Genomic DNA, 24,645 nt, shown 5'->3' on the forward strand with positions numbered 1-24,645 from the left:
AGCCCGCCGCCAAAGCGCAGGCCGCCATGGTCATGGGAACAAAAGGAAGAATAGGTGATGACAATAGGAGCCGATGCCTTGGATGTGGCGATCCGCCCCGGGCGGCCGGAGGATGCCGATGCAATGCACCGGGCAATCCTTGAAATGGGGCGCGGACTTGGCATGGAGGCCAAGATCACGAGTAGTGTCGAGGTTTTTCGCCGATGCGGCTTCGGGCCCGAGGCCGCCTTCGGCAGTTTCGTCGCGGAAGCGCGCGGGGAATTGGTCGGGCTTTGCCTCTTTTTCCCGATCTTTTCCACCTGGCGCGGCCGGCCCGGCGTTTTCGTCCAGGACCTCTATGTCGATGGACGCCTGCGCGGGCAGGGCATCGGCGAGCGGCTGCTGCGCGAGGCGGCAAGCTGGTCGAAGGCGCGGGGAGGCGACTACCTGCGACTGGCGGTCGATGCCGAGAACTTCGCCGCTCAACGCTTCTACGAACGGCTCGGCATCACCTGGCAGAAAGCCGACCATGAACACGCCGCCTATGGTGACGCCTTTCTGGCGCTCGCCGATGGACTGAATTGATGAGGACGGAACGAGTATGAAAGCCTTCTATGCAGAGGAACAGAAGCGCCACGACCCGAAGGCCTTTCTGTCGAGCGGCGCGCCGAAGCCGAATCCCGAACAGCCGGAGCGCGTCGAGCGGTTGGTCGCCGGGGCGAAGGCAGCAGGCTGCGAAATTCAGCGGCCACAGGATCACGGGCTTGGCCCGATTGCCGCCGTGCACACACCCGAATATCTCGATTTTCTCGAGCATATCTATCAACGCTGGCAACGCATCGCGGAAGCTTCAGACGAGGTCATACCAAACATCCATCCGTTGGCGCGCGATGGTCGGTATCCGGCTTCGGCCGTCGGGCAGGCAGGTTATCACATGGCCGACACCGCGTGCCCGATATCCGGCGAGACATGGGATAGCGTGCGCTGGAGCGCCTGGAGTGCGGTCGACGCGGCAGACGCAGTCATGGCGGGGGACCGTGCGGCTTATGCGCTGTGCCGGCCGCCGGGGCACCACGCCTTCGCCGACGTCGCCGGCGGCTTCTGTTTCGTCAACAATTCGGCCGTTGCCGCACAGCGTTTTCTGACGAATGCCTCACGGGTCGTAATCCTCGACGTCGACCTGCACCACGGCAACGGCACACAAGGCATCTTCTACCAGCGCGCCGACGTGCTGACCATTTCGATCCACGCGGACCCAGTCCGTTTCTACCCGTTCTTCTGGGGTCATGCGGATGAACGCGGCGAAGGGCCTGGGCTGGGCTACAACCTGAACCTGCCGCTTGAACGCAAATCCGGCGATGCTGAATTCCTGGCCGGCCTCGATGTCGCATTCCGCCGCATTCGCGCCTATGCACCCGATGCGCTGGTCGTAGCGCTCGGCCTCGATGCGTTCGAGGGAGACCCTTTTGGTGGCCTGTCCGTATCTACTCCGGGCTTTGCCCGGATTGGCGAAGTGATCGCAGGGCTCGGGATTCCGACGGCGATCGTGCAGGAGGGTGGCTACCTCTGCGACGCGTTGTCCGACAACTTGACGGCGTTCCTTACGGGATTTGGTTCGGCGGCTGCGCGCTGACCTACTGCGTCGATGGCTATTACTACGTGGTCGGGCGAGGTCGCTCGCGTTCGTGGATAGCGCGCAGCCGGCCCGGTAACGCCGCGCAAAGACTTCATCGCCCTGACCCAAGCGCCGGCAATTCGCGCCACCGATGAAGGGGCGAACAGCCGGCTAGTTTGGCGCGCTGGCTGCGGTTTCACCCGGCGGCAAGATCCGGAACATAAAAGTCGACACCTTGTCTCCCGGCTTGAACGGTCCGGGGACCTGGTTGGTCACAGGCTTCAGGCTTTGAAGGAACGCTGCAATTGATGTCACGTCTTCTTCAGTGAGCTGCGCGAACGCATGCCACGGCATGATTGGCGCCAGGATGCGACCGTCCGGCCTCTGCCCGCTCTGAAGGGCAGTCACGATCTGTTCCCTAGTCCAGCCGCCAATGCCGGTCTCCTTATCCGGCGTAATGTTGCGGCCGACAAAAACGCCCTGTCCCGGGATTTCAAATCCGACATCCGATCCACCGAGAAATCGCGAAGTGTCCGGCTTTCCGAAGAAGTATCCCGGTGTATGGCAGTCGCTGCAGCCGCCAATCGTGACGAGATATTCGCCGCGCGCAGTGTCAATATCGTCGGCAGCTGCTGCCGTGCTCGCCGGGAGCCCCAAGGCACAGGCTAAAAATGCGAGCCGAACGCTCAGTCGAAACATCTTGCCCTCCGCGATACAGCCGCTTGCAACCAAAAAATATGAATAACACGAAGAACTTGTTCTATGTATTAGCCACTTTGAATTAGCGAATATGGGAACGCGGGCTCGTTAGGCCGCAGTGGCAAAGGCCCTGCGGTCCAAATGGCGCGAGGCGCAGGAAATTGAACGACGCATCGAAGGTGCGACAACGGCGCCCTTTAGCGGGGTTTGTGCAGTGCTGCTGCCGGAAAGTCTGAAGAAATTTGTGTGCGTGTCCTACTGGCGCCCGACGATCCGACCTCGAGGACCATTCAACACCACCTACGCCGCCCCGTTCAAGAAACGCCTTGACGACGTGCGGGCCTAGGGGGCGATCCCGAGGACGACGATGATCCGAAAGAAACTCCCGCTTCATATCACCGGCAACGAGAGCACGGCGTCGTCGAGAGAATTTCTGCCTGCATAAATCCTTGCGACAAGTGGCGCGCCACTCTCGCTGACGGATGGCCTCGGACGAAAGGCTCAGGTTCTGTTCGGCCCAGGCGTCCAATATCGGCGCAACTTTGTGATGTGCTACGTCTCGCCCACAGGTTGCTGAAGAGTTCGGCTATCTGCTCTCATCTTTGGGGCGAGGAGATCGATGCTTCTGTCTCGTATGCGACATTGAACAATTATGCATACAGAATTGTCGACAAAAGAGTTGACATTGTCGCCAACAACTTCAAATCTAGAGCTGCCTGCTGGACGGAAGAACGCAGACGCTGTTGGCGCCCGAATATGGCGACAGACGAAAAAACAGAGGGAACGACATGAAACTGAGAAAGCATCTCCTTGCGGGGCTGGCATTTGCCTTTCTTGCAACCACCGCATCCGCCGAAACGCTGCGTTGGGGGAGCCCGCGGGATATCTACTCGCTCGACCCGTATTCTTACGGCAGTACCTCCAACCTGGCCTTCCTCAACCATGTTTACGAGGGCCTGACCCGCTATACGCCCGAGTTCAAGGTCGAGCCGGCGCTTGCCACCAGCTGGGAGATGGTCAAGGACAATGTCTGGCGTTTCCATCTGCGCAAGGGCGTGAAGTTCCAGAACGGCGCCGACTTCACCGCTGACGACGTCGTTGCCTCCATGGCTCGCGTCAGCCACCCGACCTCGCCGCTGCGCGGCAATATTCCGGCCTACGTCTCCACCACCAAGGTCGACGACTATACCGTCGACATCGAAGTGAACTCGCCGAACCCGCTGTTCCTCAACGACATGACCAACATCTTCATGTTCGACAAGGACTGGCTGGTCGACAACAAGTCCGAGCTGCCAACCGACGTCGGCGCCAAGGTTGAAGGCTACGCGACCCACAACACCAACGGCACCGGCCCGTTCAAGCTCGAGTCCCGCGTTCCCGACAGCAAGACGGTGCTCGTCAAGAACGACGGCTGGTGGGATACGCCGAAGCACAATCTCGACCGCATCGAGTTCATGCCGATCACTTCCGCCGCCACGCGCGTGGCGGCACTGCTCTCGGGCGAAATCGATCTCACTGACGGCGCGCCGGTACAGGATCTCGAGCGCCTGAAGAGCTCGCCGGACATCAAGGTCATCGAGCGCACCGATTTGCGCACCGTGCACATGGTCTTCAACCGTCACGAGACCTTCGCCGACGGTCGCGAGAACTTCTTCAACAACATCAAGGTGCGCCAGGCGATCGACCATGCAATCGACCGTCAACTCATCTTCAAGCGCGTGATGCGTGGCAAATCGCATGTCGCCGGCACCATGGTCGCCCCGGAAATCCCTGGCTACAGCGCAGAGCTCGACGTGCCGACGAGCTACGATCCGGAACTCTCCAAGAAGCTGCTTGAAGAGGCCGGCGCCGTCGGCAAGGAGTTCACGCTCGTCTGCATGAACGACGAAAGCGTCAACGAAGAAGACGTCTGCAGCGCACTGGTTTCGATGCTGTCGCGCATCGGCCTCAAGCCGACCCTCGACATCGGCCCGCGCGCGGTCCAGGCGCCGAAGCGCGCCGGCGGCAAATCCGACGCCTACATGATCGGCTGGGCCAACGAGCCGACGCTCGACGCCTATTCGATCCTGGTTCAGGTGCTTTCGACCCGCGAAGGTGCGGCCGGTGTCGCCAACTACGGCGGCTGGTCCTATCCGCAGCTCGACGCGATGGTGAAGAAGGCCGCGCTCGAGATGGATCATGACAGGCGCCTGGCAATCGAGACCGAAGCGCTGAAGTTCGCCAAGGACGAGGTCATCATGATCCCGCTGCATCAGCAGCCGATGGCCTGGGCGATGTCCAAGAACGTCACGGACGTGACCATTCGGGCCGACAACAAGCCGCGCCACTGGCTGACCCGTATCGGCGATTGAGTTTCCTTGCGCCGGCAGGGTTCGCTCTGCCGGGCCTTCTCATTCAGCGAGAAACCCAATGATTGTCTTTCTCATAAAGCGGCTGGCCAACGCCGTGCTGGTCATGCTCGCCGTCGCGCTGCTGGCCTTCCTGATCTTCCGCTTCGCCGGTGACCCGGTCGAACTGATGGCCAACGAGCAGATGTCGCAGGCCGACCGCATCGAGCTGCGCGAAAAGCTCGGGCTCAACGATTCGTTCCTGACCCAGTACGGCCGCTTCGTCGTCAACGCCGCGCGGGGCGACTTCGGCATCAGCTACCGCAACGGCCAGGACGTCATGACGCTCATTGCCGAGCGCTTCCCGGCGACCATGGAACTTGCACTGGTTGCGACCATCCTGTCGCTTTTGATCGGCATTCCACTTGGCGTCGTCACCGCCATCCATCGAGGACGATGGTATTCGGAGGGGCTGCAATTCGTCAGCATCATCGGCGTCTCGCTGCCGAGCTTCGTCGTCGGTATCCTGCTGATCCTCGTCTTTGCCGTAACCCTCGGCCTCGTGCCCGCCTTCGGTCGCGGTGATGTCGTGCAGCTCGGCTGGTGGAGCACCGGCCTGCTGACGGCCTCGGGCCGCGCATCGCTGCTTTTGCCGTCTCTCGCGCTCGCGCTCTACCAGATCACCCTGGTGATGCGCCTCGTTCGTGCCGAGATGATGGAGGTTCTGCGCTCCGACTTTGTCAAGTTCGCGCGTGCCCGTGGCGTGCCGCGCCGGCGCATCTATTTCCGCCACGCGCTGCGCAACTGTCTGATGCCTGTCGTCACCATGACGGCCATGAATTTCGGCTCGCTGATCGCCTTTGCGCTGATCACCGAAACCGTCTTCCAGTGGCCGGGAATGGGCATGCTCTTCATCCAGGCGGTCACCTTCCTCGATATGCCCGTGATGGCGGGTTATCTCTGCATCGTCTCGTTCATTTTCGTCACGCTCAACACCCTGGTCGACATCGCCTATGCGGTCATCGACCCGCGGCTGCGCGATGCCACCCGTTGAGGTCGCTGTCATGACAGATCACGTTCAGCCAACCACGCCGCCACGCCAGCCCTCCAGGCTTGCTCGCTGGCGCCAGAGCGATCTCTGGTGGTCCTTCACCCACAAGCCCTCGGCGATCGTCGGGGCGGTCATGCTCACCTTCCTGATCGTGACCGCTTTTTCGGCACCGCTAATTGCGCCGCAGAACCCCTTCGATCCGGCTCAGCTCGAACTCTGGAATTCCGAACTGCCGCCGATCTGGGAGGCCGATGGCCAGTGGCCCTACGTGCTCGGCACGGACACGCAAGGCCGCGACATGCTCTCGGCCATCCTCTACGGCTCACGCATTTCGATCCTGATCGGCGTCGCTTCGGTCATGCTGTCGCTCGCCGTTGGCCTCAGCCTCGGTCTCATTGCCGGCTATTTCGGCCGGTTTATCGACAACCTCTTGATGCGTATCGGCGATGTGCTCCTGTCGATCCCGACCATCCTGATCGCTATCCTCGTCAGCGCAGTCGCACGCCAGATGCTGCCGCCGGAACTGAGGGACGTCGGCGCCGCCGCAGTGCTGGTGCTGGCGATCACGCTCAGCGCCTGGGTGCAATATGCCCGTACCGTCCGCGCCCAGACAATCGTCGAGCGCGGCAAGGAATATGTCCAGGCCGCGCGTCTTTTAAAGACGCCGGCTCGGCGCATCATGTTGAAGCACATCCTGCCGAACACGTTGACGCCGATCATGGTCGCTGCGACCTTGAACTTCGGCATGGCGATCCTGACGGAGGCAACGCTTTCGTTCCTCGGTATCGGCATGCCGCCCAGCCAGCCGAGTCTTGGAACGCTGATCCGCCTTGGCAACCAGTTCCTGTTCTCGGGCGTATGGTGGGTCGTGCTTTTCCCGGTCATCCAGCTTTGCCTTCTCGTGGTCTCGGTCAACCTGCTCGGTGACTGGCTGCGCGATGCGCTCAATCCGAAATTGAGGTGAATGATGTCCAGTCTCCTGATCCGCAATGTCAGGCCCAATGCCGGCGAAGCGACCGACATTCTGGTGCGCGACGGCAAGATCGCGGCCATCGGCAAGGGGTTTTCTGCCGAAGGTGCTGCGACCGAAGACGGCAACGGCCATATCGTGATCTCCGGCCTCGTCGAGGCGCATACGCATCTCGACAAATCGGTCTGGGGCATGCCCTGGCATGTGAACGCCAAGTCCGCGACGCTGCGCGAACGCATCGACTTCGAGCGCGAGAAGCGGCTGGAAATCGGCATCGACCCGCACCGCCAGTCCATGCGCCAGGCGATCATGCTCGCGGCCAACGGTGCAAGCCACATCCGCAGCCATGTCGACATCGATACCACCCACGGCCTGCGCCTGATGGAAGGCATCATCGAGACCCGCAACGCGCTCGAAGGCGTAATCGATATCGAGATCGTTGCTTTCCCCCAGTCGGGGCTCGTCACGCGCCCGGGCACGGTCGAGCTCCTCGACCAGGCTCTGAGCAATGGCGCGGAAGTCCTTGGTGGCATTGACCCCTGTGGCATCGATCGCGATCCCAAAGGGCATCTCGACACGATCTTCGGCCTCGCTGACAAGCACGCAAAGCCGATCGACATCCACCTGCACGAACAGGGGGAGCTTGGTGCCTTCAGCATGGAGCTGATGTTCGAGCGCATCCGCGCGCTCGGCATGCAGGGCAAGGTCGCAATCAGCCATGCCTTTGCGCTCGGCGCGCCCGACTACCTGCGCGTGGCGGGTCTGATCGAACAGATCGCCGAACTTGACGTCCGCATCATCACTACAGGCTCGCCGTCTTCGACCGTGCCTTCGATCCTTCGGCTGAAGGACGCCGGCGTGAAGGTGGCAGCCGGCTGCGACGGCATCCGCGATACCTGGGGTCCATGGGGCCAGCCCGATATGATGGACCGCGCCCGCGTTCTCGGCATGAAGAACGGGCTCCGCCGTGATGTCGATCTCGAACATGCGCTGCATGTCTGCTCCAAGGGCGGCGCCGAGGTTATGGACATCAAGGGCTACGGCCTGGACGTCGGCTGTGACGCCGACTTCACCCTGCTCACCGGAGAGACGTTGGCGCATGCCGTTGTCGACGTGGCCCCGCGGCCGCTGGTCGTCAAGCGTGGTCGCGTCATCGCCCGTAATGGCATTGCGGAGGTAGCCATCCCATGAACAGCATCAAGGATTTGACACTCGGCCGTCGTCCGGACGGTCGCACGCTTCTGACGGCGCAATGGGTGCTCGGCCACCGCGACGGCTCACACCGGCTGATCCCGAAGGGCGAGGTCGTTATCGAAGGCGGTACGCTGCTCTACGTCGGACCACGTTTCGAAGGCGAGGTCGCTCGGCGGATCGATCTCGGCGCGGCCATGATCAGCCCCGGCCTGATCGACCTCGACGCGCTTTCCGATCTCGACACGACCGTTCTCTCGATCGATCACCAGCCGGGCTGGGCCAAGGGTCGCGTCTGGCCGCGTTCCTATATCGAGCGCGGGCCCTACGAGATGTACACGCCTGAGGAGCTTGCCTTCCAAAAGCGCTTCGCCTTTGCGCAACTCCTGTTGAATGGCATCACCACGGCAGCACCGATTGCGTCGCTCTTCTACCGCGAGTGGGGCGAGACCGTGGCGGAGTTCGCCGCTGCTTCGGATGCTGCCGGCGATCTCGGCTTGCGCGTCTATTTGAGCCCGGCCTATCGCGCCGGCGGCATGATGGTCACGGCCCCAGGGCAGCTCGAAGCGATCTTCAATGAAGAAAGAGGACTGAAAGGCCTCGACGATGCCATCGGCTTCATTCGCGATCACGAAGGTCGTCACGGTGGCCTGGTCAAGGGCCTGCTGGCTCCGGATCGGGTGGAAACCTGCACCGAAAAACTCCTGCTTCGCACGGCCGACGCGGCTCGTGACCTGGACTGCCCGATCCGTCTGCACGCGGCGCAGGGCACCATGGAGGTCGATACCGTTCGCCGCCTCCACGACAAGACCGCGCCGGAATGGCTGGCGAGCTTCGGCTTCCTCAGCGACCGGCTGATTGCGCCGCATGCGACCCAGGCGACGGACAACGATCTGCGTCTCTATGCCGAAAACGGCGTCAGCATCGTCCATTGTCCGCTGGTTTCAGCCCGCGGTGGCAGCACGCTGAATTCCTTCCGCTCGGTCAAGGCCCGCGGCATCAACATCGCCATGGGCACCGACACGACGCCGCCGGACATGCTGATGAACCTGCTGGTGGGCCTGATCACCTGCCGCGTCGTTGAAAACGACGCGACCGCGGTGCGCTGCGCCGATCTCTTCGATGCCGCCACGCTTGGCGGCGCCAAGGCGCTCGGCCGCTCGGATCTCGGTCGCCTGGAAGCGGGCGCTCGCGCCGACATCGCCGTCTTCGACCTCATGGACCACCACATGGCGCCGGCGGTCGACCCGATCACCACGCTGGTGGTCGGCGGTTCCGGGCGCGTCACCAAGGCGGTCTTCGTCGACGGCCGCCTGTCGATGCGCGATGGCGAAGTCGCAGGTTTCGACATGAACGAAGCCCGCGCGAAGGCACAGGTGCAATTCGATGGCCTGATCGCAAAATACCCCGAAAGAAGCTTTGGCCACCCGCCGGTTAGCGAGATCTTCCCGCCGAGCTACCCACTGGAGGGGCAGCGATGACCGAACATCTCTCATCGGCCGTGCTTGACGTTCGCGGCCTCTGCGTCGAATTCCCCGGGCGCCATGGAACAGTGTCGGCGCTGTCCGACGTGTCGCTCAGCATCCGCCCGGGCGAAATCCTCGGTGTCGTCGGCGAGTCCGGCGCCGGCAAGTCGATGACCGGGCTGGCGGTCCAGGGGCTGCTCGAGCCCCCGGGCCGGATTTCCGGGGGCGAGGTCTGGCTCGCTGGCCGTCGGATCGACCAGCTCGACGACAAGGAAATGCAGCAGGTGCGCGGCCGGCAGATCGGCGCGATCTTCCAGGATCCGCTAACCTCGCTTAACCCGCTGTTTACGATCGGTGCCCAACTGGTCGAGACCATTCGCCTGCACCTGAAGCTCTCCAAGGCCGATGCCAAGGCGCGCGCCATCCAGCTTCTGAAGGAAGTCGGCATTCCGGCGCCCGAGGCCCGCTACGACCACTATCCGCATCAATTTTCGGGCGGCATGCGCCAGCGTGTCGTCATTGCACTCGCGCTCGCCGCCGAGCCGAAACTGATCATCGCCGACGAGCCGACGACGGCGCTCGACGTATCGATCCAGGCACAGATTACGTCGCTGCTGCGCCGACTTTGCGACGATCATGGCACCGCAGTCATGTTGGTCACGCACGACATGGGCGTCATCGCAGAGACGGCCGATCGGGTCGCGGTCATGTATGCCGGGCGGCTGGTCGAGATCGGTCCGGTCGGCGACGTGCTGAAGAACGCCCGTCATCCCTATACCCGCGGTCTGATGGCCTCGATTCCGGCACTCGGCCGTCGCGTCGAGCGGCTGAACCAGATCGACGGTTCGATGCCGCGGCTGAACGCAATCCCGACCGGCTGCGCCTTCAACCCGCGCTGCCCCGAGGCGGGTCCGCGCTGCCGGAAGGATCGTCCCGAACCGGCGCCGGTCGGCTCAGGCGTCAGCGCATGCTGGCTCAATGCAGGAGGAGTTCTATGAGTGATGCCCTGACGGTCAACGACCTGACCTGCAACTTCGATGTGTCCGCGCCCTGGCTCAACCGCGTGATCGAGCGCAAGCAGAGGCAATTCGTGCGCGCGGTGGACGATATCAGCTTCACCGTGCCGATGGGGGGATGCCTCAGCCTCGTTGGCGAATCCGGCTGCGGCAAGTCGACGGTGGCAAGGCTCGTCACGGGCCTGTACCGGGCGAGCGAAGGTGAGGTGCGGTTTGCGCCCGGCAAGAACGGGCAGCCGCTTTCCGCGCAGATGATCTTCCAGGATCCCTATGCCAGCCTCAATCCACGCTGGAGGGTGCGCAACATCATTGCCGAGCCGCTTCGCGAGTTGAAGCTGCGCAACTCGGAAGACGAGATCATGGAGCGGGTCGGCGAGCTGCTGACGATCGTCGGCCTCGCCCCATCGGACGGCGCCAAGTTCCCGCATGAATTCTCCGGCGGACAGCGTCAGCGCATCTCGATCGCACGGGCGCTTGCCGGCGAGCCGGAGTTCCTCGTCTGCGACGAGCCGACCTCGGCGCTCGACGTCTCGGTCCAGGCCCAGATCCTGAACCTCATGCGCAAGCTGCAGGACGAGATGGGGCTGACCTATCTTTTCATCAGCCACGACATGAGCGTGGTGCGCCACATGTCCGACCGCATTGCGGTGATGTATCTCGGCCGCATCGTCGAGGAGGCGGACACGGAGACACTCTTCGCCAATCCGCGGCATCCCTATACGCAGCTGCTCTTGGAGACGATCCCGGATATCACGGACCCGAAGCGTGGGCGCAGCATCGCTGCCAGTGAGGTGCCGAGCCCGCTCAATCCGCCGACCGGCTGCGCGTTCCATCCGCGCTGCCCCTTCGCGGACCAGCGTTGCAAGAGCGAGCGCCCGGAAATGCGCAATTTTGCCGACGGGTCGCGTGCTGCTTGCCACCGCATCGAAGAGACGATGAAAGCCATCCACGCCGCTTGACGCAGCTTTCTTCCCTGAAGCCTTGGGCTCCGTGTCGTGCCAGTCGCGGAGCCTCTTTTTTGGCCGCAGTTGCGGCGAGCCCTTGCGGCATGTTTCGCATTGCTGTCGTCAGGTGCATGCAACAGTGCTAACCGGAATTCAACGAAATAGACCGATGAACCATTTTCGGGCCCCGACACTCACGTTAGGGTAGGGGCCGAAAGCCGGGCCGCACTACACTTGGCGGACGCGGCTGGGATCGATGCGTTGATTTGAAGAGTTGGCCCATGAACACGACCTCCGACACTGATTTCCCTGTCCTCAATGCCGTTGAAGCCCGCGTTCTCGGATGCCTGATCGAGAAGAAGGAAACGACGCCCGACGTCTATCCGCTGACGCTCAATTCGGCACATTCGGCGGCGAACCAGAAGACCGCACGCGATCCCGTCATGGCGCTCGAGCAGGTGGATGTCCACCGTGCGCTCGCATCATTGGTGCAGAAGGGATTGGTCCGGCAGGCGTTCGCGTCGAGGGTCGAGCGCTACGAGCACCTGGTGGCCAACCGTTTCTCGCTGACGTCGCCGCAGATCGTCGCGCTAGGCCTGCTGCTTCTTCGTGGTCCGCAGACGGCATACGAGCTCTGGGCGCGCAGCGAGCGCATGGCGCGGTTCGCATCGATCGAGGACCTGAAGGACAATCTCGACCTGATGATGGGCCGCCGGCCGCCCCTCATCGTTCAACTGAACCGGGGCGCCGGCCAGCGCGAGGACCGCTTCGCGCATCTGCTTTGCGGGGAAGTCGAGCAGCCAACATCCGAGAGGGTGGCAGTGTCACCGGCGTCGAGTGGTTCGGCGCTATCCGCCCTTGAAGAGCGACTGGAAGCGCTTGAGCGGAAGGTGGCGACGCTGCAGGAGCAGCTCGACGCCTTGGTGCGCTGAAAAGCTCGAGGTCTCCTATGAAGAGGGTAGCCTGAGCTTCGTCGGCCAACATAGCCCGTTCAAAACGAAGCCGCTGAAGGGGAAGGAATCTTCACGAGAGTCAGCTCCCAACTGACGACGAGAGCCGCTCGGTCTCGGCATTCCGCAAATCCCTGGTGCGCGGACGGTCTATGATTGCATGAGGATTCCGGTTTCCTGCGCCCCTCAGTCATTTCCCCATGCGCCCATCAGCATCTCAAGAAATCTCTCCGCTGCAGGCGACAAGGTGCCGCCGCGGCGGCGGACCACGCCGATCGTGCGCGATATCTCGGGATCGCCAATCGGGCGCGTGATCAGGAACGGATGGTCATCCTGCGGGGTCGCCATGCGCGGCAGGACCGAAATTCCGAGGCCGGCCTCCACCAAGCCGAGGGAGGTGGACAGATGGGTCACCTCGTAGAACCAACGTAGTTTGATATTCGATTTTGCCAGCGCGGCGTCAAGCAAGGTTCGGTTGCCGCTCGATCGATGAACTGTAATCAGATGGTAGGGCTCAAGCTCTGCCCAGCCGACCACGGGCTTGGCGGCGAGGGGGTGATCCCTGCGCGCTGCAAGCACGAACGGGTCTTCCACAAGCCGGTCGAAAATCAAGTCCGGATCCGATGTGCCCATGATATTTATCCCGAACTCCACCTCACCGCGCGCCACGGCTTGGAGGCCGTCGGTCGCCGGCAGGTCGAGGATCCGAAAGCGAATGTTGGGATACTCCTCGTTGAACTGTCGGATGACGGTCGGCAAGAAGTAGAATGCTGCGGTCGGAAGGCATGCGATCGTTACCAATCCACCTCGATTGGTACCAACGTCCCGCACGGCGAACAAGGAACCGTCAAACTCTTCCAACATGCGCCGCACAAGCGGAATGAGTTCTGTTCCGAGCGCCGTCGACGACACATGCCTCGTCGTTCGCTCCAGGAGAGGCGCTCCAATCGCCTGCTCAAGCTTTTGAATACGGCGGCTCAGGGCGGGCTGCGACAGATGCAGCGCATCGGCAGCGCGATGAAAGCTCTCCAACTCGACGACGCTCAAGAACGCCCGCAGATCTAGGATTTCGCAATTAATGCTCATCTTGCATCAATTTCCCGATTCTTAGCATTTCACAAATCAACCGTAGTTTCGATAATTGGATCAAATAGGCCGATTGATACGGCGATGACATAATTCCAATGGAAGCACAAGCGATGAACGACCTGTTGGCGATCCCTTGCGTACTGATGAGAGGCGGGACCTCGAAAGGTCCCTTCTTTCTGGCAAGCGATCTTCCCGTCGATACTCACGAACGCGACAAGATCTTGCTTTCCGTGATGGGTTCAGGTCATCCCCTGCAGATCGATGGCATCGGCGGCGGCAACCCGGTCACGAGCAAGGTAGCCATCGTCGGACCTGCCACCATCCCTGGTGCTGACGTGGACTACCTCTTTGCCCAGGTGCGGGTCGATCAACAGATCGTCGACACGTCACCGAACTGCGGCAACATGCTTGCTGCGGTCGGCCCTTTCGCCATCGAGGCGGGTCTCGTTCCGGCCCGAGGCCAAACGACGCTCGTGCGAATCCACAACGTCAACACCGGCAAGATGATCGAAGCCGACGTTCCCACGCCGAATGGCAACGTCTCCTATCTCGGCGAAGCGGCGATCGATGGTGTGCCGGGCAACGCAGCGCCGATCGCGCTGACCTTCATGGACGCAGCCGGCGCGCGTACCGGACAGCTCTTCCCCACTGGCCAGCCGATCGATTCGATCGACGGTGTGGCTGTTACATGCATCGATTGCGCCATGCCGATGATGTTGGTCGAGGCTGGCGCGGTCGGCGCAACCGGCTTCGAGTCGGCGGCAGAACTCAATGCCGATAGGACGCTGCTTGACCGGTTGGAGAAGCTGCGCATCGATGCCGGAGAACGAATGGGCCTTGGCGATGTGCGGAACCAGGTGACCCCGAAGCCCGTGCTCATTTCCCGGCCAAAGTCAGGAGGGGATGTCAACGTGCGCTATTTCATGCCGCATCAATGTCACCCTTCGCTGGCGACGACCGGGGCCGTGGGAATTGCCACCGCCTGCATCCATGAAGGCACCGTTGCTTCCCTTCTCGTCGGCACACGCAAACCGCCGGTGGTGCTTTCGATTGAACACCCGAGCGGCCACCTGGATGTCAAGCTTCATGAAAGGGACGGCAAGGTCGTTGCCGGCATCCTGCGCACCGCCAGGCGGCTGTTCGAAGGCCATGTCTTTGCAAAACCTGTCACGCAATTCGGTTGCGCGGCATAATGATCGTGGCCGCCGGGAGGGCGCCACCAACAGGAGGAGAATATCATGCACAAGCTCATGCTCGCCCTCGCGGCAACCGTCGCCTTTGCCGGTTCGGCATTGGCGGATCCCGTCCGTATCAGCGTCGGTTCCTATAATCTTAACAATCTTCCCTTTCCGGTTGCGCAGGGTCTCGGCCTCTACGAAAAGGAAGGCTTGGAGGTGACCGTCGAAAACTTCGCGTCGGGCGGCTCGAAAACGCTTCAGGCGCTTGTTGCTGGCTCGACGGATATCGCCGTCGGCTTCTACGATCATACGATCCAGATGCAATCGCAGAAGAAGGCTGTGGTGGCGTTCGTGCAACTCGCCCGCAATTCCGGGCTCGTCCTGGCGGGCGGCAAGGACAGCACGTTCGACCCGGCAAAACCGGAAACGATCAAAGGTGCAAAAGTCGGCATCACCTCGCCAGGCTCGTCTTCCGACTTCTTCGTCCGCTATTATCTGCAGCGCAACGGCATGTCCGCGGACGATGTCTCGCTCATCGGCGTTGGCTCCGGGTCCGCCGCCGTCGCGGCGCTTGAACAGGGCAAGGTTGACCTCCTCGTCAACTACGACCCGGCGGCGACCTTCGTTGAGGCCAAGGGCGTCGGCAAGATCCTGATCGACGGGCGCAGTGATGAGGGTGCCAGGGCGATCTATGGCGGGATTTACCCGACCTCCGTCCTCTATGCCACGCAGAGCTATATCGAGGAAAATCCGCAGACCATCCAAAAGGTCACGAACGCGACGGTCAAAGCGCTCGAGTGGATGAATAGCCACTCGGCGGAAGAGATTGTCGACAAGCTCCCGAAGGAGTTCATCTCCGGAGATCGCGACACCTACATCAAGGCGGTCGAGAACGCGAAGGCGATCTTTTCAAAGGACGGCCGTATCAACGAAGAAGATATCAAGACTCCGCTCGCGGTCTTGAAGAGCTTCAACGAAAAGGTCGCGGCAGCCGAAATCGACCTGACGAAAACCTACACGAACGAGTTCGTCGGCAAGGCCCCGAACGTCGCCGCCAACTGACAGGAGGAGTTCATGGCATTGGCTGTAGTGAAAACCGCACCCCCGACGGACAGTCGGCATCAGGCAAAGCCGATGGTTTCCATCGACTCGGTCACCATGTCCTTCGGTGCCTATGTGGCCGTGCAGGATGTGAACCTGAGTGTCGCCGACGGCGAGTTTCTCGCGATCGTAGGTCCGACAGGCTGCGGCAAGAGCACGATTCTTAATGCGATTGCCGGGCTGTTGAAACCATCGAGCGGTACTGTCGCTATTGACGGTCAGCTGGTACGCGGTGTCCAAAACGATATCGGCTATCTGTTCCAGCAGGATGCGCTGCTTCCGTGGAAGACTGCTCTCGAGAATGTGGAACTTGGCCCCATGTTCAAGGGTACAGGCGCCGCCGAACGGCGCGAGCAGTCGATGAAGTGGTTGGCGAAGGTCGGGCTGAAGGGCTTCGAACACCGCTATCCGCATCAGCTTTCCGGCGGTCAGCGCAAGCGGGTGCAGATGGCGCAGGCGTTGATCACAGGCCCCAAGGTCATCCTGATGGACGAGCCCTTCTCGGCGCTCGATATTCATACACGTCACCTGATGCAGAACGAGCTGTTGCGGCTCTGGCAGGAGGAACGGCGCGCCGTGGTGATGATCACCCACGATCTTGAGGAGGCAATCGCTCTCGGGGATCGCGTGGTGGTGCTTGCCGCCGGACCGCGCTCGCGCGTGATCGACAGCTTCCCCGTCGATCTCGAACGTCCACGCGACGTTGCCGAAATCAAGCTCGATCCAAGCTTCATGGATCTTTATCGCAACATCTGGTCATCGCTGCGCGGCGAAGTGGAGAAAAGCTATGAACGCCATGACTGAACGCCTTATCCAAGTCGTGCTGCTGCTGGCAATCGTCGGCGGCTGGCAGCTCGGCGTCACGGCCGGCGTCATCGACGTCTTCTTTTTCCCGGCCCCGGCCGACATCTTCAACCAGGTGGCATCCTGGGTGGCTGACGCCAGCTTTTATAACCATGTGGCCATCACCCTGACGGAAACCGTGCTCGGCTATCTGGTCGGAACGGGCCTTGGGGTAGCAGCAGGCGTCTGGCTCGGCCTCAGCCGTTCGGCCGCGCGCATTCTGGACCCTTTCATCAAGGGCTTGAACGCGATCCCTCGGGTCGTGCTTGCGCCTATCTTTGTGCTCTGGCTCGGCCTCGGCCTCTGGTCCAAGGTGGCGCTCGCCGTGACGCTGGTATTCTTCGTCACCTTCTTCAACGCCATGCAGGGCGTTCGTGAAGTCAACCCGGTGGTGCTGTCTAACGCCCGCATTCTGGGAGCCAAGCGATCGGATCTGCTTCGCCACGTCTACTTCCCGGCAGCGGCAAGCTGGATTCTCTCCTCGCTGCGCACATCGGTCGGCTTTGCCGTCGTCGGGGCGATCATCGGCGAGTATCTTGGCTCGTCTGCCGGCCTTGGCTATCTGATCGCTCAGGCGGAAGGCAATTTCGATGCGGTCGGGGTCTTCGCAGGCATCCTCATCCTCGCGATCTTTGTCCTGATCATCGACAGCATCCTGGACGTCGCCGAGAAGCGACTGATCAAGTGGCGACCGAGCGCTTCCGACCGGCCTGCGTGACGATCCTTAGCGGCAACCCTGAAGCCGCATATTTGCAAGCGTTCTCCCTTTTTGCCAGAAGGGAGAACGCAGGCGTTCTGAGCACTCTCCGGGACGCATCGGCTTCCGAGCCTCGTTCAATTTGCGTACCCCCTACAGCGCCGCGCGTCCTATCAGACGCGCAAAGGTCGCTGTAGCGCTTTGATTCGCTGCATGTCTCCTTAAATCGAGGTCGATCTAAGGAGACATGCAGTAGGGATATTTAGTGGGAAATCTACGCTGGCTCTCTATCGGGCGGGGATGCGCCCGGTGACATGCCGAGACTTAGCCGGCGACGTCAACCAGGCGGCAGGCTGGCACTTCTTTGGCGCGAGGGTAGTCGTAGGCCCCCACCTTCGAGGTGGCATAGCCGCCGCCGACAAGGGCTTCGGCGAGCTTTACCGCAGCAGTCACTCCGTCGATGACAGGCATGCCGGTGCGCGCCTTCAGGCGGTCGCAGAGTTCGGACATGCCAGCGCAGCCGAGAATGATCGCTTCGGCGCCATCTTCCTGCCGCGCCTTGAGGATCTCCTGCACCAGCATCTCCTCGGTATGGGCAAGATCCTCTTCCAGCGCCAGTACCGGCATGTCCACCGAACGGACCTTGCGGCAGCGATGGCCCGCACCATAAGCCACCGCCAAATCTTCGATGATCGGCACGGAGCGGGGCAGGGTGGTGATGATCGTGAACCGGGTGGCGATGTTCATCGCCACCTGCACCGCCGCCTGACAGATGCCGATGACCGGACCGCGGGCGATTTCGCGCGCGGCGCCAAGGCCGGGATCATCAAAGCAGGCGATCACATAGGCGTCGATCCCGCGCGCCTCGCCCTTGCGGATCTCGGCAAGCATGGCCGGGACGGCCATCGCCTCGTCGGCATGGCCCTCGATGCTGGCAGGGCTCGACGTCGGGTTGATGGACTCCAAGCGGGTCCCGGGGGCTGCGACGCGCTCAGCGCTGCGATGCGCCTGTTCCGTCATGGAGCTGGTGGAATTCGGGTTGATCAGCAGGAGACGCATTGGGATCAGCTCATTTTCCGATGGACGATTGCGAGGACCACATGGGCCGTGATGCCGGGAGCGCGCATCGCGGCCCCTCCTGGTGCGGCAGTTCAGTGAATTCAAAGTCCATTGGAGCTCTCAAGTGGCACCACGCACCGGCTTCAGGCCGATCGCGTGATCGTGTTTAAGCAGTTGCCTTTGCACATCAAGTTGCGGTACACAATATTGTCTACAATTTTGTAGTCAATATCTAACTGCAGCGGATGGAATTGACTTTGAGCGCCGCACGGCGAGAGTAGGCGAACGGCTAGAGCGGGATGAGGAAAAGTGTACGCGGTTTTCCGCCCGCATCCCGCTCTAACTTTTTAGAATCGATCACGTTCATGATTTTGGGTCGGATCGACCCAAAATCATCGTGATCTAAGGGAGATTTCATGTACAACGCGGACGAAGCCGCCGGTGCTCCGACGGCGATCATTTGCGAGAAGATCTGGCTTGCGATTGCAGAACGGCGGCTACGGCCGGGCACGCGGTTGAAGGAAGAGCAACTTGCCGAAATATTCTCCGTCAGCAGGGCCCGCATTCGCCAGGCCTTGACCGCGCTGGAACGCGACGGCCTCGTGACGATCATGCCGAACCGCGGCGCCTTCGTTTCCGAGCCCTCCGTCGATGAGGCGCGCGACGTATTCGTCGCGCGACGGGCGATCGAGCAGCGCGTCGTCGAGCGCTTGTGCGAACGCGCCACCCCCAAGGATATCGTTCGGTTGCGAGGCCATATCGAAGAAGAGCGCATTGCCGGCCGTTCCGGCAATCTCTCTGATATCGTTCGGCTTTCCGGTGGCTTTCACCTGTTGCTCGCAGAGCTGTCAGGCTCGGCCTTTCTCTTCGGCATCCTGCGCGACCTCGTCTCGCGCACATCTCTGATTACCGCGATGTACCGCTCGAACCATCTGCACAATTGCGGGCCGGACGAGCATCTGGCTGTCGTCGAGCACATCGCGGCGCGCAATGTCGCGAGCGCGATCAAGGAAATGGCCGAGCACCTGAACCACGTCGAAGCGGAACTGGATCTGGACGAAGAGAAGGATCAGCCCCGGGATCTTCGCACCGCATTGCTTTGAGGCCTGCAGCGCCGCACGTCTCATCCAACGTGCAAAAAAGTCGCTGTAGCACTTTGATTTGCTGCATGTTTTTGTCCTCAATTCGGAGACGATTTAAGGACAGATGCCGTAGCGCAGGACCAATTGCACCGCATTTGAAGAAGAGGCGGTGCCTGCCAGCAGACTGAAGGAAGATATGACCAACCGTAGTTACTATGCGCCGCATGGCGGCAACCCGGCACAAACCCAACTCCTGACGGATCGCGCAGTGTTCACCGAAGCCTACGCCGTGATCCCCAAGGGCGTGATGATGGACATCGTCACCAGCTACCTGCCGTTCTGGGACAAGACCCGGCTGTGGATATTGTCGCGTCCGCTCTCCGGTTTTGCTGAAACATTTTCACAATATATCATGGAAATCGCTCCCGGCGGCGGCAGCGATCGGCCGGAACTCGACGAGGGCGCCGAAGGCGCGATCTTCGTCGTCGAGGGCGAACTGACCGTTACGCTCGACGGCAAGGTGCACAAGATGCAGCCGGGCGGCTTCGCCTTCATTCCGCCGGCCAGCAGCTGGACCGTTCGCAACGGAAGCGAAGCGCCTGTTCGCTTCCACTGGGTGCGCAAGGCCTATGAACACGTCGACAGCTTGCCCGTACCGGAAGCCATTTTCACCAACGAGGCCGAGATCACCCCGGCGCCCATGCCCGGAACGGATGGCAAGTGGGCGACGACCCGCTTCGTCGATCCGTTGGATCTCCGTCACGATATGCACATCACCATCGTCACTTTCGAGCCCGGTGCGATCATCCCCTTTGCTGAAACCCATGTCATGGAGCACGGCCTCTACGTGCTCGAGGGCAAGGCGGTCTACCGGCTCAACCAGGATTGGGTCGAGGTCGAGGCCGGCGACTACATGTGGCTGCGCGCCTTCTGCCCGCAGGCCTGCTATGCCGGTGGTCCGGGCAAGTTCCGCTACCTGCTCTATAAGGACGTGAATCGCCATATGAAGTTGCGGTCGCGCTAAGGAAGCTCACGCAAGGCAAAGCAAACCGCGCGTCCGATGAACGCGCGGTTTCTCTTTTTCAATGCGTTGCAGCCTCTTCCGGATGTCTCGGCTGACAAGTGGCCAGGGCAGGCAGTGCCCGCTGCTCTTTTGCTTCAATCCACCAACTGCGGATCGGCAGGCCGAAGGCTCCTTGGCTGCAGCCGCCGCAGCGTACTGCCGACCGGGTTCTTGTCCAGGTGCAGCACGCGGGTGAAGAAATGATTGCCGCGTTCTGTGCGCCCGATGTTGACGATCGCGACACCTTTGAGCTCCTCGTCCATGAACTTCAGGACCCGTTGGTAGGCGTCGTCCTCGAGCGTGTCGAGCGCCTCGTCGATGATTAGCCACCGGGGCTTGTGCAGGCTGAGCCGGGCGATGGCGAGAAGCCGCTGCTCCGCCTCGCTGAGGTTCATCTGCTTTCGTGCATCCTGGTCAAGCCGGCCACTAAGCCGACCGAGCCCCACCTTGGAGAGCACCGCTGCAAGTTCGCCCTTGCCGTAGCTATCGGCCGGACTGGGATAGGCAAGAACGTCGCCAAGGGTACCGGGCGGGAAGTAAGGTGACTTCGGAACGAAGGCGAGACCATCGTCCACCGGCAGTGCAATGCGGCCGTGGCCCCAGGGCCAAAGGCCGGCGATCGCCCGGAAGAACGGGGCCTTTTCCACTTCCGGAGCACCGGTGACCAGCACCCGTTCGCCCGGGTCGATGGTGACGCTCTGTTCTCGAAGCTTAATGCAGCCGGTCGGCGAGACGATCTCGATATTGTCGAAGCTCATCTGCGGCGTTTCCGCCGTCTTGAAGTCGATACGCTTGTCGCCCTCGTGCCGTTCGTCGGTCATCAGCAATGCTGAACGGAAGGCGGCGACACGTAGCAACGTGGCACGCCAATCGGCGATCGCGCCGATGTTGTCGACGAACCAGCGCAGCGACGCATGCACCTGGTTGAACGCGCCAACCGCCATCATCAACCCGCCGAAGCTCAAGTCTCCCGAGAAATAGACCGGCGCGGCAATGACGATCGGTGCGACGACGGTGATCCAGCCGTAGCCCCCCGTCACCCATGTCAGCCGCGTGACCGCACGCAACAGGCCGTAACTGATCTCGAGTACCGAAGCAAGATCGCGGTGCAAGCGCTTCTTTTCATTTGCTTCTCCCGATGAGAGCGACACGGCTTCGATATGTTCGTTGACGCGCATTAGCGAGAAGCGCAGCGCCGCCTCGCGGGCATAGTGTTCGCCGTTCAGTCCTACCAGCGGACGGCCGACGAGCCAGCTTAGCCAGGAGGCCGTGCCCGCGTAGAGAATGGCAGCCCAGACCATATAGCCGGGAATGGCGACGGCGTAGTCCGCGACATGGAAGACGAAGCCGTCGGACAGGGACCACAGGACGCCGATAAAGCTCACCAGCAGAATGCCCGACTGGAAAAGGCCGATCGAAAGCCCGGCGGAAAGATCGGTCAGGTGACGTGCGTCCTCATGGATGCGTTGATCCGGATTGATGCCGATTGCGCCGGCATTCGCCAGGCGAAATGCCCGCGTGGGGCGCATCCATTCGTTGATGAGATCTTCCGTCAGGCCCTCTCGCAGGCGCAGCTTGATGACCTGCCCGAGCCAGGTTTGCACAACGTTGAGGACAAGAAGCACGCCGGCGATCTCGGCGAAGACGACGAGCTGGTGAAGGAAGGCAGGCAGGTCGCGTCGCTCGAGCGTGTCGTAAAACGGCTTGTACCATCGATTGAGGATGATCTGGCCGAAGGCTGTTACGACGATGACGATGATGATGCTGATGCTCAGCCAGATGATCTTGTTGCGTAGCGGCGAGGCCATGAAGGCCCGATGCATCATCCGCAATTGATCACCGAGGGGTTGTTCGTCGCTGGGTTCTATCCGGCCGTTATCCCTGCCGTTCGTCCGGTTCGACATCGGTGCGAATCTCTCCTTCCCACTCTCCTCAATTAGAATATAGCGTGCCTTGCCGTCCCACCCTAGAGCGGATTGGCTCAGCGCACACGTAACCGCGGTCACAAAGGTCCTCGTCCCGCGGCGCAAATTTGATTTGTAACGTTCCGCAGCCGGTTCATAGTTCCGCCAGACGAGGTCGGAAACCGGCGCCAGGGAGGAACCTTATGTCCGCGCATCTCGATCAAATCCGCGATCAGCAAAGAGAGACATGGGACCGCTTCTCCGCCGGCTGGAAGAAATGGGATGCACTGGTTCTCGGCTGGCTTGCCCCCTTCGGCCAGGCGATGATCCGGCAGGCGGCCATCGAGGACGGCGATCAGGTGCTCGACGTTGCTGCCGGTACGGGAGAGCCGGGGCTCACGGTCGCTGCATTGATCCCGAACGGTCGGGTCACCGTCACGGATCTATCCGAGCGTATGCTTCAGGTGGCGAGCGAGAATGCCGGGAAACGCGGCCTGACGAATTTTGAAACCAGGATCTGCGACGCCGGCGCATTGCCTTTCCCGGATGCGGCATTCGACGCCGTCCTTTGCCGGTTTGGGTTCATGTTCTTCCCTGATGTCGCGGCAGCGGCTGAACAATTGAGACGGGTTGCGAAACCGGGCGCACATGTCTGCGCCGCCGTCTGGAGCTCGCCGGAAAAGAACGCCTGGGCAACCACGATCATGGCGACCATCGCGCGCAACGTGGAACTGCCGAAGCCACCGGTTGGAGCGCCGGGCCTGTTCCGCTGTGCACCCGAAGGCATGATGACGGCCGTCTTTGCCAACGCCGGCCTGCATGACGTTCGGGAAGAAGAGATCACCACCACGATGGTTCACGATAGTCCCGAGGATTATTGGGCCTTCATGACGGAAATCGCAGCACCCGTGGTCGCCGGGTTGGGGCAGACGGATATTGCGACGCGGGAGCGTATCAAGGCGGAGGTTCTGGATCTCGTCCGGCAGTCGATGCGGGCCGGCAAGGTGGAGCTGCGCTCCACCGCAACCGTCGTGGTCGGGACGCGCGAACTGCCTTAGGGCCACAATTCGGGGCGAAACCTCCAGGCAGCGTGGAGGAACGCGCGGCCACGAGATTAGAGCAAGTTGCCGGCTCTATCGCACCACATCGGGGACGACGACGCGACTACCGCGGTGGAGTAGGTTAAGACCGGTAAGGCGCAATATGCCGGCCACAGTACGCGAACGCTTCGCCGCGGCTTTTCCGTGCAAAACTGGGAACGGCGATGATGCAATTGAGCATTGCGACGCGCTCCAATTTGCTGCGGCTGCCGCAAATCTTTAGTTCTCCGTTATCAAACGGAAAGCTCCGGCAGGTCGCCAAGCAAAATCTCAGGCGTGATCCGCAATTTTGAAAGGTCGAGCGCCGGCATCCATTATTCCATCCATTTCCATCCAATACCGCCTGCCGGAACGGCTTTTCGACGACGGATTGGCCCCGCCTTGGGGCGGGGCCGGTGCTCCTCAGTCCCGGTTCGGGCGGGACCAGATGAGTTGGTATCAAGACACGCATCGCCCGCGTCGAAAACCCCTCCGACAAGGGGCCGAACTACCGCATCTACGCCGGCAATGTCGAGCTCGGCGCCGCCTGGCAAGAAGCGCTCCGACCAAACCGACCGCGACTACCTCTCGGTCAAGCTCGACGACCCGAGCTTCGTGGCTCCCATCTACGCGACGCTGACGGAAGTTGAGGGCGAAGATGGCTGACGTTGAGGGCCAGTGTGCGGATCGAGCCGGTGAAGCCGTTTCGGCGGAGGTGAAGGTGCCCATGGTAGCCATGTCCAAGTTCCTTTTGCTGTTTCGGGCCGCGCCCTTCGCGGCCTCGATGGCAGTCGCAAAGACCGGGGAGGATCGGACCGCACCCAAGGGGCCGGAATGAAATGGAGGGCGGCCGGGAGGAATTTTGTTGCTCCGCGAGGAATGGCGGTGGAGAACCGACAGGGGAAGAAGGTTCCGAAGGCCGTTGCGGGAAGACATCGAGCCCGCAGAAGGGAGTGCCCGCAGATCGACCATTTCATCTCGGTGGGCGACCGAGAATAAATCCGGACGATCCGCCGCCCGGACGAGGCCGAAAAGGTCTACCGAATACCAAGAAGACGCCTGTCATGGTGATCGTGCAGCGACCAGATGACGTCACACCCGGCACTCCGGCCGACTTAACTTACCGGGCAATCGCGCCCCAGAGAACGAACCCGCCTGCCACGAAAATTGCAGACTTTATAAAACCTCCAATTTGCTCGCAAATTGCGAGCAATGTCATTGTTGCATAAAGTGAATTTCCCCCCCAAAAAAAATTGTCTCGGGCCACCTCTTGCGACATGTCACCAGAGGCGAGCCACAACTCGAACTCGTGGCGCCGACGAAGAGGTTGTTCGGCTGGGGC

Annotated in this window: 21 protein-coding genes and 3 pseudogenes; 19 read left to right on the forward strand and 5 right to left on the reverse strand. The window is 61.6% G+C overall.

The features are described from left to right. Positions 1–57: 57 nt before the first annotated feature. Together BHMPCIPO_RS18290 and BHMPCIPO_RS18295 are read left to right on the forward strand one after the other, a co-directional pair. Complete coding sequence (locus tag BHMPCIPO_RS18290) at positions 58–564, forward strand: GNAT family N-acetyltransferase (RefSeq protein WP_246304460.1); 507 nt, start codon at positions 58–60, stop codon at positions 562–564. A gap of 16 nt (positions 565–580) precedes the next feature. Next, positions 581–1,612 (forward strand): histone deacetylase family protein, encoded by a 1,032-nt coding sequence (locus tag BHMPCIPO_RS18295; protein WP_173518279.1) that lies wholly within the window; start codon positions 581–583, stop codon positions 1,610–1,612. 153 nt (positions 1,613–1,765) lie between these two features. On the opposite strand, the gene BHMPCIPO_RS18300 is transcribed toward BHMPCIPO_RS18295, so the two are convergent. After that, complete coding sequence (locus BHMPCIPO_RS18300) at positions 1,766–2,293, reverse strand: c-type cytochrome (protein WP_173518280.1); 528 nt, start codon at positions 2,291–2,293, stop codon at positions 1,766–1,768. A gap of 788 nt (positions 2,294–3,081) precedes the next feature. Here BHMPCIPO_RS18300 and BHMPCIPO_RS18305 point away from each other — a divergent pair. From BHMPCIPO_RS18305 to BHMPCIPO_RS18340, 8 genes are all read left to right on the forward strand, one after another. After that, positions 3,082–4,644, forward strand: a complete 1,563-nt coding sequence (locus BHMPCIPO_RS18305) for an ABC transporter substrate-binding protein (RefSeq protein ID WP_173518281.1) — start codon at positions 3,082–3,084, stop codon at positions 4,642–4,644. 58 nt (positions 4,645–4,702) lie between these two features. Further along, positions 4,703–5,674 carry an ABC transporter permease gene (locus BHMPCIPO_RS18310; RefSeq protein WP_173518282.1) on the forward strand — a complete coding sequence of 324 codons (972 nt, stop codon included), beginning with the start codon at positions 4,703–4,705 and terminating at the stop codon, positions 5,672–5,674. A gap of 10 nt (positions 5,675–5,684) precedes the next feature. Continuing rightward, positions 5,685–6,635: an ABC transporter permease gene (locus BHMPCIPO_RS18315; RefSeq protein ID WP_173518283.1), complete on the forward strand. Its 951-nt coding sequence runs from the start codon at positions 5,685–5,687 to the stop codon at positions 6,633–6,635. A gap of 3 nt (positions 6,636–6,638) precedes the next feature. Further along, entirely contained in the window at positions 6,639–7,832 is a 1,194-nt protein-coding gene (locus BHMPCIPO_RS18320) for an amidohydrolase family protein (protein WP_173518284.1), read from the forward strand. Next, positions 7,829–9,313, forward strand: coding sequence for an amidohydrolase family protein (locus BHMPCIPO_RS18325; protein WP_173518285.1), 1,485 nt, complete (start codon positions 7,829–7,831; stop codon positions 9,311–9,313). The genes BHMPCIPO_RS18320 and BHMPCIPO_RS18325 overlap by 4 nt, the downstream gene beginning before the upstream one ends. Further along, complete coding sequence (locus BHMPCIPO_RS18330; protein ID WP_173518286.1) at positions 9,310–10,296, forward strand: ABC transporter ATP-binding protein; 987 nt, start codon at positions 9,310–9,312, stop codon at positions 10,294–10,296. The genes BHMPCIPO_RS18325 and BHMPCIPO_RS18330 overlap by 4 nt, the downstream gene beginning before the upstream one ends. Continuing rightward, a complete protein-coding gene (locus BHMPCIPO_RS18335; protein ID WP_246304461.1) occupies positions 10,293–11,273 on the forward strand; it encodes an ABC transporter ATP-binding protein in 981 nt (326 codons plus the stop codon). The genes BHMPCIPO_RS18330 and BHMPCIPO_RS18335 overlap by 4 nt, the downstream gene beginning before the upstream one ends. A 266-nt stretch (positions 11,274–11,539) precedes the next feature. Further along, complete coding sequence (locus tag BHMPCIPO_RS18340) at positions 11,540–12,190, forward strand: YceH family protein (protein ID WP_173518288.1); 651 nt, start codon at positions 11,540–11,542, stop codon at positions 12,188–12,190. Positions 12,191–12,394: 204 nt separating this feature from the next. On the opposite strand, the gene BHMPCIPO_RS18345 is transcribed toward BHMPCIPO_RS18340, so the two are convergent. Further along, the gene (locus BHMPCIPO_RS18345) at positions 12,395–13,294 is read right to left on the reverse strand and encodes a LysR family transcriptional regulator (protein ID WP_173518289.1); all 900 of its coding nucleotides are present in this window, start codon (positions 13,292–13,294) and stop codon (positions 12,395–12,397) included. A 113-nt stretch (positions 13,295–13,407) separates the two neighbouring features. Here BHMPCIPO_RS18345 and BHMPCIPO_RS18350 point away from each other — a divergent pair, with 113 nt between their 5' ends. From BHMPCIPO_RS18350 to BHMPCIPO_RS18365, 4 genes are read left to right on the forward strand one after another with little or no spacing between them, the layout of a single operon-like run. Continuing rightward, positions 13,408–14,490 (forward strand): 4-oxalomesaconate tautomerase, encoded by a 1,083-nt coding sequence (locus tag BHMPCIPO_RS18350; RefSeq protein WP_173518290.1) that lies wholly within the window; start codon positions 13,408–13,410, stop codon positions 14,488–14,490. Between the two features lie 45 nt (positions 14,491–14,535). Continuing rightward, positions 14,536–15,537, forward strand: coding sequence for an ABC transporter substrate-binding protein (locus tag BHMPCIPO_RS18355; RefSeq protein ID WP_173518291.1), 1,002 nt, complete (start codon positions 14,536–14,538; stop codon positions 15,535–15,537). A 12-nt stretch (positions 15,538–15,549) separates the two neighbouring features. Further along, positions 15,550–16,380, forward strand: a complete 831-nt coding sequence (locus BHMPCIPO_RS18360) for an ABC transporter ATP-binding protein (protein ID WP_173518292.1) — start codon at positions 15,550–15,552, stop codon at positions 16,378–16,380. Next, positions 16,364–17,137 carry an ABC transporter permease gene (locus BHMPCIPO_RS18365; protein ID WP_173518293.1) on the forward strand — a complete coding sequence of 258 codons (774 nt, stop codon included), beginning with the start codon at positions 16,364–16,366 and terminating at the stop codon, positions 17,135–17,137. Before BHMPCIPO_RS18360 ends, BHMPCIPO_RS18365 begins: the two co-directional genes overlap by 17 nt. A gap of 303 nt (positions 17,138–17,440) precedes the next feature. On the opposite strand, the gene BHMPCIPO_RS18370 is transcribed toward BHMPCIPO_RS18365, so the two are convergent. Next, complete coding sequence (locus tag BHMPCIPO_RS18370; RefSeq protein WP_173518294.1) at positions 17,441–18,175, reverse strand: aspartate/glutamate racemase family protein; 735 nt, start codon at positions 18,173–18,175, stop codon at positions 17,441–17,443. 416 nt (positions 18,176–18,591) lie between these two features. Between BHMPCIPO_RS18370 and BHMPCIPO_RS18375 the strand changes: the two genes are divergently transcribed. Both BHMPCIPO_RS18375 and BHMPCIPO_RS18380 read left to right on the forward strand, forming a co-directional pair. Beyond that, entirely contained in the window at positions 18,592–19,278 is a 687-nt protein-coding gene (locus BHMPCIPO_RS18375) for a GntR family transcriptional regulator (RefSeq protein WP_173518295.1), read from the forward strand. Between the two features lie 175 nt (positions 19,279–19,453). After that, positions 19,454–20,281 (forward strand): bifunctional allantoicase/(S)-ureidoglycine aminohydrolase, encoded by an 828-nt coding sequence (locus tag BHMPCIPO_RS18380; RefSeq protein ID WP_173518296.1) that lies wholly within the window; start codon positions 19,454–19,456, stop codon positions 20,279–20,281. 134 nt (positions 20,282–20,415) lie between these two features. Here BHMPCIPO_RS18380 and BHMPCIPO_RS18385 read toward each other — a convergent pair whose 3' ends face one another. Then, complete coding sequence (locus BHMPCIPO_RS18385; RefSeq protein ID WP_173518297.1) at positions 20,416–22,224, reverse strand: ABC transporter ATP-binding protein/permease; 1,809 nt, start codon at positions 22,222–22,224, stop codon at positions 20,416–20,418. Between the two features lie 203 nt (positions 22,225–22,427). Here BHMPCIPO_RS18385 and BHMPCIPO_RS18390 point away from each other — a divergent pair, with 203 nt between their 5' ends. Continuing rightward, positions 22,428–23,282, forward strand: a complete 855-nt coding sequence (locus BHMPCIPO_RS18390) for a class I SAM-dependent methyltransferase (RefSeq protein ID WP_173518298.1) — start codon at positions 22,428–22,430, stop codon at positions 23,280–23,282. Between the two features lie 473 nt (positions 23,283–23,755). After that, positions 23,756–23,969 (forward strand): annotated as a pseudogene (locus BHMPCIPO_RS18395) (DUF736 domain-containing protein); the annotation flags it as partial. On the opposite strand, the pseudogene BHMPCIPO_RS33840 reads toward BHMPCIPO_RS18395, so the two are convergent. Continuing rightward, positions 23,968–24,041 (reverse strand): annotated as a pseudogene (locus tag BHMPCIPO_RS33840) (DUF736 domain-containing protein); the annotation flags it as partial. The pseudogenes BHMPCIPO_RS18395 and BHMPCIPO_RS33840 overlap by 2 nt on opposite strands. A gap of 233 nt (positions 24,042–24,274) precedes the next feature. Between BHMPCIPO_RS33840 and BHMPCIPO_RS18405 the strand changes: the two are divergent. Next, positions 24,275–24,415: pseudogene (locus BHMPCIPO_RS18405) on the forward strand (IS1595 family transposase); the annotation flags it as partial. Between the last annotated feature and the right edge of the window lie 230 nt (positions 24,416–24,645).

This window comes from Ensifer sesbaniae, from assembly GCF_013283665.1.
Taxonomy (GTDB): Bacteria; Pseudomonadota; Alphaproteobacteria; order Rhizobiales; family Rhizobiaceae; genus Ensifer; species Ensifer sesbaniae.